Raw genomic sequence first — 13,446 nt, 5'->3', positions numbered from 1 at the left:
AACATTATGAGTCTTAATTACCTGGATTTTGAACAGCCAATTGCAGAACTGGAAGCGAAGATCGATTCGCTGACCTCAATTGGTCGTCAGGATGATAAACACGTTAATCTGGATGAAGAAGTTCAGCGTCTGCGTGAGAAAAGCGTTGAGCTGACCCGTAAGATCTTCGCCGATTTGGGCGCATGGCAAATCGCTCAGCTGGCGCGTCATCCTTTGCGTCCTTACACCTTTGACTACGTGCGCAACGCCTTCGACGATTTCGATGAGCTGGCGGGCGACCGTGCTTATGCCGATGACAAAGCGATTGTGGGCGGGATTGCACGTCTTGATGGACGTCCGGTGATGATCATCGGGCACCAGAAAGGCCGTGAAACCAAAGAGAAAATTCGCCGTAACTTCGGCATGCCAGCACCGGAAGGCTATCGCAAAGCGCTGCGCCTGATGGAGATGGCTGAGCGTTTCAAAATGCCAATCATCACCTTCATCGACACACCGGGTGCCTATCCGGGTGTGGGCGCGGAAGAGCGTGGGCAGTCTGAAGCGATTGCCCGCAACCTGCGTGAAATGTCTGGCCTGAAAGTGCCGGTGATCTGTACGGTCATCGGTGAGGGCGGTTCAGGTGGTGCGCTGGCGATTGGCGTGGGCGACAAAGTGAATATGCTGCAGTACAGCACCTATTCAGTGATCTCGCCGGAAGGCTGTGCATCTATTCTGTGGAAAAGCGCTGACAAAGCGCCGCTGGCCGCTGAAGCGATGGGCATTACCGCTCACCGTCTGAAAGAGCTGAAGCTGATTGACTCCGTGATCCCTGAGCCGCTGGGTGGCGCGCATCGCCGTCCGGTTGATATGGCGCAGTCACTGAAGCAGCAGCTGCTGGCCGATCTGGCCGATCTCGATGGATTTAGCACTGAAGAGCTGCTGGATCGTCGTTATCAGCGCCTGATGAGCTACGGCTACGCCTGATTTAGCCCCATCAATAAAAGCGGACTCCGGTCCGCTTTTTTATGCCGCCGGTTTATCTCCGCACGCTATTCCCCTCTCTTTCAGCGCCATCCGATAGCCGCCTTGCTACACCTTCCGCGGGTTAGCGGTTATGCTTGTCCGGTTCCACAATAATCAGGGAGATGGGCATTGAATATTCTGGCGATCATGGGCGCGCACGGCGTGTTTTATAAAGATGAACCGTTACGCGAACTCGACGCGGCGTTAAATCTGCAAGGCTTCAGGCTGCTTTACCCGAAAAACAGTGACGATCTGCTGAAACTGATCGAGCACAATCCGCGTATCAGTGGCGTCATCTTCGACTGGGACGCGCACAACAGCCCGGAACTCTGCGGTGAGATTAATCAGCTCAACGAATACCTGCCGCTGTACGCCTTTATCAACACCCACTCGCAGATGGACATCAGCGTCAATGAGATGCGCATGCCGCTGCACTTTTTTGAGTACGCGCTGAATGCCGCCGACGATATCGCGCTGCATATCCGGCAATATACCGATGACTATCTCGACCACATTACGCCGCCGCTGACTAAAGCGTTGTTCACCTATGTGAAAGAGGGCAAGTACACCTTCTGCACGCCGGGCCATATGGCGGGTACCGCGTTTCAGAAGAGCCCGGTGGGCTGCCTGTTCTACGATTTCTTCGGGGCCAATACCCTGAAATCGGACATCTCAATTTCCGTTACCGAACTGGGTTCGCTGCTTGATCACACCGGCCCGCACCTTGAAGCGGAGGAGTACATTGCACGCACTTTTGGTGCCGAGCAGAGTTACATGGTGACCAACGGGACCTCAACGTCGAACAAAATTGTCGGCATGTATGCCGCACCGGCGGGCAGCACCGTGCTGATCGATCGCAACTGCCACAAGTCACTGACCCATCTGCTGATGATGAGCGATCTTATCCCCATCTGGCTGAAGCCGACCCGCAATGCGTTGGGTATTCTCGGCGGTATCCCGAAGCAGGAGTTCACCCGCGAGAGCATTTCGCGCAAGGTGGCTGCCACCGACCGTGCCACGTGGCCGGTTCATGCGGTGATCACCAACTCCACCTATGATGGGCTGCTCTACAATACCCAATACATCAAAGAGACACTGGATGTACCGTCGATTCATTTCGATTCAGCGTGGGTGCCTTACACCAATTTCCATCCGATCTACGCCGGTAAAAGTGGCATGAGTGGCGACCGCATCCCGGGCAAAGTGGTGTATGAGACGCAATCGACCCACAAACTGCTGGCGGCGTTTTCGCAGGCATCAATGATTCACATTAAGGGCGACTACGACGAACAGACGTTTAACGAAGCCTACATGATGCACACCACCACCTCGCCCAATTACGCCATCGTCTCCTCTATTGAAACTGCTGCTGCCATGCTGCGTGGCAATCCCGGTAAACGACTGATCAATCGCTCGGTGGAGCGCGCGCTGCACTTCCGTCGGGAGATCCAGCGCCTGCGCGAAGAGTCCGACAGCTGGTTCTTTGATATCTGGCAACCGGAAGAGGTTGATGAAGCGCAATGCTGGCCGATCCAGCCCGGCGACGAAGAGTGGCACGGATTTACTCAGGCCGATCGCGATCACATGTACCTGGATCCGATCAAAGTCACCATTCTGACGCCGGGCATGAGCGAACTGGGGAAGATGGCGGAAGAGGGGATCCCGGCGGCGCTGGTGGCGAAGTTTCTGGATGAGCGCGGCATCGTGGTGGAGAAAACCGGTCCCTATAACCTGCTGTTCCTGTTCAGCATCGGCATCGACAAAACCAAAGCAATGAGCGTGCTGCGCGGACTGACCGAGTTCAAACGCGCCTACGATCTTAATCTGCGGGTGAAAAACATGCTGCCGGATCTCTATGCCGAAGATCCTGACTTCTATCGCAATATGCGCATTCAGACACTGGCGCAGGGGATCCATCAGCTGATCCGCCATCACGATCTGCCGCGTCTGATGCTGCAGGCATTTGATGTCCTGCCCGAAATGAAGATGACGCCGCATCAGGCGTTTCAGCAGCAGGTGAAGGGCAATATCGAAACGGTGGAACTCAGCGAGCTGGTCGGGCGGGTGTCAGCCAATATGATTCTGCCTTATCCGCCAGGCGTTCCACTGGTGATGCCAGGCGAGATGATTACTGAGAAGAGCCGCGCGGTGCTCGATTTTCTGCTGATGCTGTGCAGCATTGGACGGCATTATCCGGGCTTCGAAACGGATATTCACGGTGCCAGCCTGACCGAAGAGGGCGAGTATCGCGTCCGCGTGCTGAAAAACGACCTCGCATAAACCTTTAAACAACTATCAGCGGCAGGGTGTCTGCGGACAGTCTGCCCGAATCAGGGAATTGAACATGTTGCAGTTAACCGCTATTCACCACATCGCCATCATCGCCTCTGACTATCAGCGCAGCAAAGCATTCTATTGTGACGTACTGGGTTTCCGTCTGATGGGCGAATATTACCGCGAAGCGCGGGACTCCTGGAAAGGCGACCTTGCCCTACAGGATCGCTATACCATTGAGCTGTTCTCTTTTCCTGAGCCGCCGGCGCGGGTCAGTCATCCTGAAGCGTGTGGCCTGCGTCATCTGGCCTTTACCGTGCCGGATGTTGCCGCTGCCGTCGCGACGCTGGCCGATAAAGGCGTTATCTGCGAGCCGATTCGCATTGATGACCTGACCGGTAAACAATGCACTTTCTTTGCCGATCCGGATGGTTTGCCGCTGGAGCTTTATCAGGCGTAAAATAGCGCGCTCAGCGGGCGACATTCAGTGGCCCGATTTTCTGGATTCTGCCATGTCTTTGCCCGCTTTTGACACTCTGTTGCAACCTGATGCCGCCCTGGTGGTCGCATTCAGCGGTGGACTGGATTCAACCGTGCTGCTGCATCAGCTTCGCGGCTGGCAGCAGCAGCATCCTCAGTTGCGCCTGCGGGCACTGCATGTTCACCATGGGCTTAGCCCGAATGCCGATCGCTGGGCAACCCATTGCCAGACGATTTGCGCGCAGTGGCAGCTGCCCTGTGTAGTGCTCCGCGTTAACGTTGATGGTCGGGAAAACGGCATTGAAGCAGCCGCCCGCACTGCCCGTTATCAGGCGCTGAGTGCGGCACTGCAGCCGGGCGAAGTGTTACTCACAGCGCAGCACCTCGACGATCAGTGCGAAACATTCCTGCTGGCGCTGAAGCGCGGCAGTGGTCCCGCCGGGCTGGCAGCGATGCCCGCTACACGCACGCTGGGTTCTCATCAGCTGGTGCGTCCGCTGCTGAATCAGACGCGACAGTCGCTTGAAGCCTATGCCGACGCGCATCAGCTGGCGTGGATTGAAGATGAGAGCAATCAGGATCTTCGCTACGACCGCAACTTTCTGCGTCAGCGGCTGCTGCCTGAGCTTCACCAGCGCTGGCCCCATTTTGCCGAGGCAGCGGCCCGCAGTGCGGCGTTATGCAGTGAGCAGGAGCAGTTGCTGGATGAACTGCTCGTCGGGCAACTGGCAGAGCTGATCCAGCCTGATGGCAGCCTGCACTTTCCACCCATAATGGCCATGAGTGAGCTGCGTGCTAATGCCTTATTGCGGCGCTGGATCGCCGGACAGGGTGGGGCGATGCCGTCCCGTGAAGCGCTGAAACGCATCCACGACGAAGTGATGGCGAGCCGGGAGGATGCGCAGCCCCGGCTGCGATTCGGTCAGGCTGAACTCCGTCGTTACCGTCAGCAGCTCTACTGGCTGCCGTTGTTCAGTTCACTGCGCGACACCGTGCTGGCATGGCCCGATCTCTGCCAGCCGCTGGCGTTACCGCAGAACCTTGGCACGCTGCGTGCCAGCCAGTCAGAGAGCCTGTTGCGCTATCCTGAGCCGGATGAGCAGGTCAGCGTGCGGTTTCACGCACAGGGTCATGTCCATCTGGTGGGCCGTCGTGGCGGAAGGGAAATGAAAAAACTGTGGCAGGAGTTACAGATACCGCCGTGGCAGCGTGAACGGCTGCCGTTAATTTTTTATAACCAGACGCTGGTCTGCGTTCCGACTCTTTTTGTCACCCGTGATGGCGCGGCCACTGATCAGCAGGGCTGGCAGATAGTCTGGGACGGAGCATGCGGCGCAGGAGAACAACAATAATGAAACAGTGGCTTATTGCCTGTTTAGCGGTCACCGTGTTACCGGCATGGGCAGCGGGTGATGCGCAGCGCGGCGCACAGAAAGCGGGCAGTTGCATGGCCTGTCATGGCGCAGCAGGAAAAGCGGCGGTGCCGCTCTATCCTGACCTGGCCGGGCAGCACGCACCTTATCTGGAACATGCGCTGCAGGCCTATAAAAATGGCGAACGCAGTGGCGGTCAGGCTGAAGTCATGAAGGCGTTTGTGGCGGGATTGAGTGACAGCGATATGGCGGATTTAGCGGCGTACTACAGTTCGTTGCAGCCCTGAAGTTTAACAGGGCGGAAAGGTCCCGCCCTGAATGCGTAGGTTACTCTGCGCTGACAACCACCGTACCCAACTCGGGATGGGTGAAGCTTGCGATATGGTCGAGACGTAATTCGCGATGTTCACCGGAAAGATCGATAGCCAGATATTCAACGTTCTTACGTGAAAAGATCTCTTTGGCTTTTGCCTTAAGCTGCTCGCCATCTTTCATTTCCAGCGACAGCATCCAGTTGTTCTGGCAGGCGAGTTCCAGATTATCGTAATCATCGCAATTGATAGGTTGGTACGCTTCATTTATCAACATAGTCGCTCACCAATAAGTTAGCAGCGGCGTAGGCCGCCTGTTCCCTGACAGAAGAGTTTAGCTCAGTATTTGCGGCAACATCATTAAGTGCCTTCAATGCGCAGCCAATCGCATCCGGTATGTAACCTAAATCCCCGCTGCCGATTTCGGCATACTTCCGGCGAACTAACTCACAATAATTTTGCACGTGGCCCTCCTCGGCAGAGCGTAAATACTCTGGTTAACTGGCGACTATATCATAGCCATTTAGAGGAAATCAGCCTGCGTAAAGCAGGAACAGTGCGCGAATCACTGCTAAAGTGACAGATTCCGCTGTCTGAGGCGGAATAAATCAGAGCACAAAAGGTTAATTTGATGAACAGGTTATCGGAGGTCAACGTGGTTAAGGTGTGGGGAGCGAGCTTATGATTATGCTATCCCGTTCGGTTGAGATTCCGGAGAGTGAGATTGAGCTGACGGCGATTCGTGCTCAGGGCGCAGGCGGACAACATGTCAATAAAGCCAGCACCGCCATTCATCTGCGCTTCGATATCGCTGCCTCTTCACTGCCCGCGTTTTATAAAGAGCGGCTGCTCACCGCCACTCATCATTTGATTACCGGTGATGGCGTTGTGGTGATCAAGGCGCAGGAGTATCGCAGTCAGGAGATGAATCGTGAAGCGGCGCTGCAACGTCTGGTTAATCTGATCCAGGAGCTGAGTACCGTGGAAAAAGCCCGGCGCGCCACGCGGCCGACCCGCGCCTCAAAAGAGCGCCGTCTTGAAGGAAAAGCCCGCCGCAGTTCAACTAAATCGATGCGCGGCAAGGTACAATAAAAAACGCCCCGCAGGCGGGGCGTTTGAGTACTTACAACGTCAGGGGCGAGCGGCGAAGAGATCGAGCCTGCTCAGGGAACGGGGTCAGATCGGAAAGTCGCTAAAGCCATCCATGGCCGCTCGGCCCGCACCGTCCCTGGCGCGGGACGCTTTCCTCTCCTGACCCGGTTCCCTTCGCGTTGAGCTCATCTGTTGCGGCCAGATTCAGCCCGCTTTGATTAACGCTAAGAACTTACTTATTCAGAGCCTTCAGCAGGAATTCAACAATTTCATCCTGCTTAATCATCTGCTTCTCACCGGCACGACGTGATTTGTACTCAATCTCCTGATTATCGAGATTGCGATCACCAATGACGATGGTGTGTGGCACACCGATCAGTTCCATATCAGCGAACATCACGCCCGGACGCTCTTTACGGTCATCCAGAATAACCTCAACGCCTTTAGCACGCAGGGTGGCATACAGCTCTTCCGCCAGCTCTTTAACCCGGAACGATTTCTGCATATTCATTGGCAGAATCGCAACTTCGAAAGGTGCCAGTGCGGCTGGCCAGATGATGCCGCGGTCGTCATGGTTCTGCTCAATGGCTGCCGCAACAACGCGGGTGATGCCGATGCCGTAGCAGCCCATGCTCATCACCTGATTGCGGCCATCTTCGCCCTGAACAGACGCTTTCAGCGCGTCAGAATACTTGGTGCCGAGCTGGAAAATATGACCGACTTCGATGCCACGCTTAATCTGCAGCGTGCCTTTACCATCCGGGCTTAAATCGCCTTCGACCACGTTACGAATATCCGCAACGCTGGCCAGCGGCAGATCGCGCTCCCAGTTAATGCCGAAGTAGTGCTTACCATCGACGTTGGCACCGGCGCTGAAGTCGCTCATCTTCGCCACGGTACGGTCAGCAATCACAGGCATCTGCAGACCAACCGGGCCGATTGAACCCGGTCCGGCACCCACTGCGGCGCGAATCTCTTCTTCGGTCGCGAACACCAGCGGTGACGCAACGATCTCTGACTTCTCCGCTTTGATCTCATTAAGCTGATGATCGCCGCGTACCAGCAGGGCAACCAGCGCGTGGCCGCTCTCTTCGGCACCTTTAACAATCAGCGTTTTCACTGTTTTTTCAACAGGCACATTGAATTGCTCAACCAGCTCCGCGATGGTTTTTGCGTCTGGCGTCTCGACCAGTTGCATCTCCTGCGACGGCGCTGCGCGCTCACCGGCGGGTGCGACGGCTTCGGCCAGCTCAATATTGGCCGCGTAATCAGAATCGGTAGAGAAGATCACATCATCTTCACCGCTCTGCGCCAGAACCTGGAACTCATGGGAGGCGCTGCCGCCAATCGAGCCGGTGTCGGCCTGCACGGCGCGGAAATCCAGACCCATACGGCTGAAGATCTGGCTATAGGCGCGGTACATCGCGTCATACGTTTCCTGCAGCGACTCCTGCGAAACGTGGAACGAGTAAGCATCTTTCATGATGAATTCACGTGAACGCATCACGCCAAAGCGCGGACGGACTTCATCACGGAATTTGGTCTGGATCTGATAGAGGTTGAGCGGCAGTTGCTTATAAGAGCTCAGCTCATTGCGGATCAGGTCAGTGACCACCTCTTCATGCGTCGGACCCAACACGAACGGACGCTCGTGGCGATCTGCAATACGTAACAGTTCCGGGCCATACTCCTCCCAGCGACCGCTCTCCTGCCACAGGTCGGCGGGCTGCACAACCGGCATTAAAATCTCAACCGCGCCCGCGTTGTTCATCTCTTCGCGCACGATGTTTTCGACTTTTTTCAGCACGCGAACCCCGGTCGGTAACCAGGTGTACAAGCCAGAAGCCAGTTTGCGGATCATACCGGCGCGCAGCATCAGCTGGTGGCTGATCACTTCAGCGTCGGAAGGCGTCTCTTTCTGAGTAGAGAGCAGATATTGAGTAGTACGCATTGATTACGGTTCCAGTTGATCGGAAAGTCACAGACAGAATTTTGCTGGCGGCTAGTGTACCAGTGAGATCACCGGCTCAAAAGCGGGTTTTAACGCGGGTCGATGGCGATCACTTCAGTACCGGCATCGTCAATGCGCCAGCGTACATTAAAATCCATCAGCCAGGCCGCATATTCCCGCGCCTGCGTTTCGCCCTGACGGTAAGCGGGACGGGGATCCTGTGCCAGCACTTCACTGATAAAGCGAGCCAGATTGGGGTAGCGCGACTGCTGGTGAAGCTGCTGTTGTGCCAGCGCGGAGAAGCGAACCGGCATATCAGCCGCAGGTGCCGCCTGAGCAAAACCCGCCTGGGCATGCGGCAATGCTTCGGCAAAAGGCAGATAAGGTTTGATATCCACCACCGGGGTGCCATCGACCAGATCCAGACTGCCAAGCTGCAGGATCACCTGCTGTTTTTCAATCCTGATACCTTTTAGCTCAACCAGCGACATGCCAATGGGATTGGGACGGAACGTTGAACGTGTCGCAAATACACCCATGCGCGCATTGCCGCCCAGCCGGGGAGGGCGAACCGTGGGACGCCAGCCGCCCTCCATCGTCTGATGGAAGACAAACAGCAGCCAGAGGTGGCTGAACGCTTCCAGTCCACGCACCGCTTCCGGCTGATTGTAAGGTGGCTGCAGGTGCAGTTCGCCGCCGCCATCCTGCACCAGCCCTGGCTGGCGCGGCACGGCAAACTTCTCCTTCCATGGTGAGCGGATTACCCCAATTTGCGCAAAGGCGAATTCACTCATTGATTGCTGACTTTCAGTGCCGAACCCTGACACACCGCCTGACGATAGCAGCCTGGCGTGCCGGTGACGATTTCACACTGATGCAGCAGCACCGCATTGGCTTTCATCTGTGACGCTTTGATCTGCAGGCGTTTACGTGCAGTAGCGATGTTGGCTGGGGAGTTCTGATTACTCATCTGGCAATCTTCAGCGGAGACTTCACCCAGATCGCGGAACGGCTTGCTGACCAGATCGGCGGCATCGGTATAGAGCTTAACCGGTGCCGGTCGTGACACAGGCTTGCGGGTGGGTTCACTGGATTGCTGCGGCCGGGACGGTGCGCTGCTTATCGGGTGATACTCATGAACACACCCTGTCAGCATCAATGCTAACAAGCAGAGCGGTAAAAAACGCATGGCAACATCCTCAGGTTTCAAAAAGTGGCGTTATTGAAACAAGGACAAGAATAAATAACAAGTCGGGCAGGGCACCCAATAACAGAAAGGGCGGCATAGCGCCGCCCTTAAGGAGATGAACAGCTGAATTACCAGCCTTTAACCGCGCCGCCGTTAAAGACTTTGTTAGCGGCATCGTAGACTTCGTCAGACTGGTAAGCCTTGACGAATTTCTTCACGTTTTCCGCATCTTTATTATCTTCGCGCGCCACAATCAGGTTCACGTACGGTGAATCTTTATCTTCGACGAAAATGCCATCTTTGGCTGGCGTCAGGCCAATCTGGCTGGCGTAGGTGGTGTTGATAACCGCCAGCGCGATCTGCTGATCGTCCAGTGAGCGTGGCAGCTGCGGCGCTTCCAGCTCAACAATTTTCAGATGCTTAGGGTTTTCAGTGATATCCAGCGAGGTTGGCAGCAGGCCCACGCCATCTTTCAGCTTGATCAGACCCACTTTCTGCAGCAGCAGCAGCGTACGGCCCAGGTTGGTCGGGTCGTTTGGAATGGCAACCTGAGCGCCATCCTGCAGCTCATCCAGTGACTTAATCTTTTTCGAATAGCCCGCGATTGGGTAGACGAAGGAGTTACCCACTGAAACCAGCTTGTAGCCACGATCTTTGATTTGCTGATCCAGATACGGTTTGTGCTGGAAAGCGTTGACGTCGATATCGCCTTTGCTCAGCGCTTCATTCGGCAGTACGTAATCGTTGAAGGTGACCAGCTCAACGTCCAGACCATATTTCTCTTTGGCAACTTTCTGCGCTGCTTCAGCAACCTGCTGCTCAGCACCGACAATCACACCCACTTTGATGTGGTTAGGGTCTTTCTCTTTTTGATCGCATCCTGCCAGCGCAATCGCGCCAATCAGTGCACCCACAGCGGCAATTTTCTTGAATCTGAAAGACATATCCTTTCCTTCTTAATAATGTGATATTGCTGGCTTATTTATGGGACACCGCATGCACGATGCGGTCGCCACAGAATTGAATGAGATACACCAAAACTACTAACAACACCAATACCGTATTCATCACAGTGGCGTTATATCCGATATAACCATACTGATAACCGATCTGGCCCAGACCACCGGCACCCACCGCGCCACCCATGGCGGAGTAACCAACCAGGGTAATCAGGGTGATGGTCGCAGCATTCACCAGGCCAGGCATCGCTTCCGGCAGCAGAACCTTACGGATGATCTGCATTGGCGTGGCGCCCATAGCTCGTGACGCTTCAATCAGTCCGGTTGGCAGTTCCAGCAAGGCATTTTCAACCATACGTGCGATAAACGGTGCCGCGCCAACGGTCAACGGCACGATGGCCGCCTGCAGTCCGATTGAGGTGCCGACGATTACGCGAGTAAAAGGAATCATCCAGACCAGTAAGATAATGAAAGGAATGGAGCGGAAGATATTCACCAGCGCGGAGAGCACGCGATAAAGTCCCTGATTCTGCAGAATCTGGCCCGGACGGGTGACATAGAGTAAAACGCCGACCGGCAGACCCAGCACAAAACCGAAAAAGCCCGAGACGAAGGTCATCATCAGCGTTTCCCACACGCCCCGTCCCAGCAACCACATCATCGCTTCAGACATAACCTAACACCTCTACTTTCACATGATTCTCCTTCAGCCAGGCTATCGCCTCGCGGGTATCGCTTTTTGTGCCGTGCATTTCGGCCAGCATAATGCCGAACTTCACGCCACCGGCGTAATCCATCTGGGCACTGATAATGTTGTTATTCACGTTGTAACGGCGGGCAGCTTCAGACAGCAGCGGCGCATCAACCGATTTACCGGTGAATTCCAGTCGCAGCAGGGGCACGGTGCCTTCAGCGGCGGTGGCAGAAAGGCGCTGCTGGTAATCATCCGGAATATCCAGATGCAGCGTAGACTGAATAAACTGCTGCGCCAGCGGTGTCTTAGGATGAGAGAAGACCTCACTGACGCTATCTTTCTCAATCAGCTCACCGTGACTGATGACCGCAACCTGATCGCAGATGCGTTTCACTACATCCATTTCATGGGTGATCAGCAGAATCGTCAGCCCAAGCCGGCGGTTAATGTCTTTAAGCAATTCCAGAATAGAGCGGGTCGTCGCGGGATCCAGTGCACTGGTAGCTTCATCACACAACAGAACCTTGGGATTGCTGGCCAGGGCGCGGGCAATCGCGACACGCTGCTTCTGACCGCCCGAGAGATTCGCAGGCCAGGCATCATGCTTATCTGATAATCCCACCAGTTCCAGCAGTTCAGTTACGCGAGCCGTGATCTGAGCGCGGGAGAGATTACCGAGTTCCAGTGGAAGAGAGACGTTACCCGCGACGGTACGGGAGTTCATCAGATTAAAGTGCTGGAAGATCATGCCGATCTGGCGGCGCGCCTGGGTTAACTGACGTTCGTTGAGTGCGGTTAAATCAGCACCGTCTACCAGTACGCGGCCCGAAGTAGGGCGCTCCAGCAGGTTAACGCAACGAATCAACGTACTTTTACCGGCACCGGAAGCACCGATAACGCCATAAATCTGTCCGGCAGGCACGTGCAGGCTGACATCCGTTAGCGCCGGAACAGACCGCGTACCTTGCTGAAACACCTTGGTAATATTTTCTAGTTTAATCATTATGTTATTTATTATCGTGTTGCGTTGTCCGTGGTGTGGGAAGCCTCGTCGCTTTTATTCGGTATAAAAGCTGGATGGATGTTAAGGCATCCAGACGTCTAAATCAATGGAAGTGATTCAATCTGACATTCTCCCTTTTATAGCAATCATGCGATACTGATCGGCAATTTTTACAGCAGGAGTTTCTACGTGGCGAATAAAGTCCCCGCTATTTTTCTTGATCGTGATGGCACCCTTAATGTCGACAATGGCTATGTCCATGAGATCGATGACTTCCAGTTTATTGACGGCACGATTGAAGCGCTGCAACAACTAAAGGCAATGGGTTTTGCGCTGGTGGTTGTGACCAATCAGTCTGGCATCGCGCGCGGTATGTTTACTGAAGATACCTTTATGCGGCTGACAGAATGGATGGACTGGTCGCTGGCCGATCGCGATGTTGATCTTGATGGCATCTATTTCTGTCCTCACCATCCTGAAGCAACAGTAGCAGAGTTCCGTCAGGCCTGTGACTGCCGCAAGCCTCAGCCAGGTATGCTGCTGACGGCACAGGAAGAACTGAATATTGATATGGCCGCTTCTTATATGGTGGGTGACAAGCTGGAAGACATGCTGGCAGGGCAGGCTGCCGGTGTCGGCATGAAAGTCCTGGTGCGCAGCGGCAAACCGGTCACCGCTGAAGGTGAAGCAGCAGCAGATTGGGTGATTAATAGCCTGGCAGAGCTTCCGGCGCGCATTAAAAAGGGGTAAAACGGCGCTTTTGTGCAAATTTCAGACGAACAGAAAAAAAGTCTCAATTTGCACTTGCGCTATCTGAGCCGTTCCCTATAATGCGCCTCCATCGACACGGAACACCGGCAACGGGAAGCGGGTTGAGAGGCACAGGAGACTGCGCCGCCGGAGAAAAACTTCTGAAATAGAGGTTGACTCTGCAGGAGGAAAGCGTAATATACGCCACCTCGCGACAGGACGCTAACGCACTGTTCGCACTGCTCTTTAACAATTTATCAGACAATCTGTGTGGGCACTCGCAGGATTGATATCAGCGTCTCCGGACGTAAAAAAACATCAAGCCTCACGAGTGAACACATAATGAAATTCATTATGACGTTTTACAG

The 13,446-nt window shown here is 54.9% G+C and carries 15 protein-coding genes; 7 read left to right on the top strand and 8 right to left on the bottom strand.

Annotated features, from left to right (window positions below; all coding sequences use genetic code 11):
* The first annotated feature begins 6 nt into the window (after positions 1-6).
* The 5 genes from accA to GVJ63_RS06905 all read left to right on the top strand — a co-directional run bounded on the left by accA (position 7) and on the right by GVJ63_RS06905 (position 5,416).
* Entirely contained in the window at positions 7-963 is a 957-nt protein-coding gene (accA, locus tag GVJ63_RS06925) for an acetyl-CoA carboxylase carboxyl transferase subunit alpha (protein WP_010254150.1), read from the top strand.
* A gap of 168 nt (positions 964-1,131) precedes the next feature.
* Positions 1,132-3,282: a lysine decarboxylase LdcC gene (locus tag GVJ63_RS06920; RefSeq protein ID WP_159226620.1), complete on the top strand. Its 2,151-nt coding sequence runs from the start codon at positions 1,132-1,134 to the stop codon at positions 3,280-3,282.
* A gap of 64 nt (positions 3,283-3,346) precedes the next feature.
* Complete coding sequence (locus GVJ63_RS06915; protein ID WP_010671867.1) at positions 3,347-3,736, top strand: VOC family protein; 390 nt, start codon at positions 3,347-3,349, stop codon at positions 3,734-3,736.
* 52 nt (positions 3,737-3,788) lie between these two features.
* Complete coding sequence (gene tilS / locus GVJ63_RS06910; RefSeq protein WP_159226619.1) at positions 3,789-5,108, top strand: tRNA lysidine(34) synthetase TilS; 1,320 nt, start codon at positions 3,789-3,791, stop codon at positions 5,106-5,108.
* Positions 5,108-5,416 carry a cytochrome c gene (locus tag GVJ63_RS06905; protein WP_033787335.1) on the top strand — a complete coding sequence of 103 codons (309 nt, stop codon included), beginning with the start codon at positions 5,108-5,110 and terminating at the stop codon, positions 5,414-5,416. The genes tilS and GVJ63_RS06905 overlap by 1 nt, the downstream gene beginning before the upstream one ends.
* A 40-nt stretch (positions 5,417-5,456) precedes the next feature.
* Here GVJ63_RS06905 and rof read toward each other — a convergent pair whose 3' ends face one another.
* Together rof and GVJ63_RS06895 are read right to left on the bottom strand one after the other, a co-directional pair.
* Positions 5,457-5,717 carry a Rho-binding antiterminator gene (rof, locus tag GVJ63_RS06900; protein WP_010254167.1) on the bottom strand — a complete coding sequence of 87 codons (261 nt, stop codon included), beginning with the start codon at positions 5,715-5,717 and terminating at the stop codon, positions 5,457-5,459.
* Positions 5,704-5,904, bottom strand: a complete 201-nt coding sequence (locus GVJ63_RS06895) for a YaeP family protein (protein ID WP_010254172.1) — start codon at positions 5,902-5,904, stop codon at positions 5,704-5,706. The genes rof and GVJ63_RS06895 overlap by 14 nt, the downstream gene beginning before the upstream one ends.
* A 217-nt stretch (positions 5,905-6,121) precedes the next feature.
* Here GVJ63_RS06895 and arfB point away from each other — a divergent pair, with 217 nt between their 5' ends.
* Positions 6,122-6,532, top strand: coding sequence for an alternative ribosome rescue aminoacyl-tRNA hydrolase ArfB (arfB, locus tag GVJ63_RS06890; RefSeq protein WP_010254175.1), 411 nt, complete (start codon positions 6,122-6,124; stop codon positions 6,530-6,532).
* Positions 6,533-6,764: 232 nt separating this feature from the next.
* Here arfB and proS read toward each other — a convergent pair whose 3' ends face one another.
* From proS to metN, 6 genes are all read right to left on the bottom strand, one after another.
* Positions 6,765-8,483: a proline--tRNA ligase gene (gene proS / locus GVJ63_RS06885; RefSeq protein WP_022625458.1), complete on the bottom strand. Its 1,719-nt coding sequence runs from the start codon at positions 8,481-8,483 to the stop codon at positions 6,765-6,767.
* 89 nt (positions 8,484-8,572) lie between these two features.
* The gene (gene tsaA, locus GVJ63_RS06880; RefSeq protein ID WP_010254180.1) at positions 8,573-9,277 is read right to left on the bottom strand and encodes a tRNA (N6-threonylcarbamoyladenosine(37)-N6)-methyltransferase TrmO; all 705 of its coding nucleotides are present in this window, start codon (positions 9,275-9,277) and stop codon (positions 8,573-8,575) included.
* On the bottom strand, positions 9,274-9,672 hold the full coding sequence (rcsF, locus tag GVJ63_RS06875) for an Rcs stress response system protein RcsF (RefSeq protein WP_010254182.1): 399 nt from the start codon (positions 9,670-9,672) through the stop codon (positions 9,274-9,276). The genes tsaA and rcsF overlap by 4 nt, the downstream gene beginning before the upstream one ends.
* Positions 9,673-9,800: 128 nt before the next feature.
* The gene (locus GVJ63_RS06870) at positions 9,801-10,616 is read right to left on the bottom strand and encodes a MetQ/NlpA family lipoprotein (protein WP_010254184.1); all 816 of its coding nucleotides are present in this window, start codon (positions 10,614-10,616) and stop codon (positions 9,801-9,803) included.
* A gap of 34 nt (positions 10,617-10,650) precedes the next feature.
* Positions 10,651-11,304, bottom strand: coding sequence for a methionine ABC transporter permease MetI (locus GVJ63_RS06865; protein ID WP_003852613.1), 654 nt, complete (start codon positions 11,302-11,304; stop codon positions 10,651-10,653).
* A complete protein-coding gene (metN, locus tag GVJ63_RS06860; RefSeq protein WP_033756655.1) occupies positions 11,297-12,328 on the bottom strand; it encodes a methionine ABC transporter ATP-binding protein MetN in 1,032 nt (343 codons plus the stop codon). Before metN ends, GVJ63_RS06865 begins: the two co-directional genes overlap by 8 nt.
* Positions 12,329-12,517: 189 nt before the next feature.
* Here metN and gmhB point away from each other — a divergent pair, with 189 nt between their 5' ends.
* Positions 12,518-13,078 carry a D-glycero-beta-D-manno-heptose 1,7-bisphosphate 7-phosphatase gene (gene gmhB, locus GVJ63_RS06855; RefSeq protein ID WP_031591190.1) on the top strand — a complete coding sequence of 187 codons (561 nt, stop codon included), beginning with the start codon at positions 12,518-12,520 and terminating at the stop codon, positions 13,076-13,078.
* The last annotated feature ends 368 nt before the right edge of the window (positions 13,079-13,446 follow it).

Origin of the sequence: Pantoea sp. 18059 (assembly GCF_902706165.1) — a bacterium.
Lineage (GTDB): Bacteria > Pseudomonadota > Gammaproteobacteria > Enterobacterales > Enterobacteriaceae > Pantoea > Pantoea agglomerans.
Note: the sequence above shows the minus strand (reverse complement) of the source record. Positions and strands in the feature narration are given on the sequence as shown.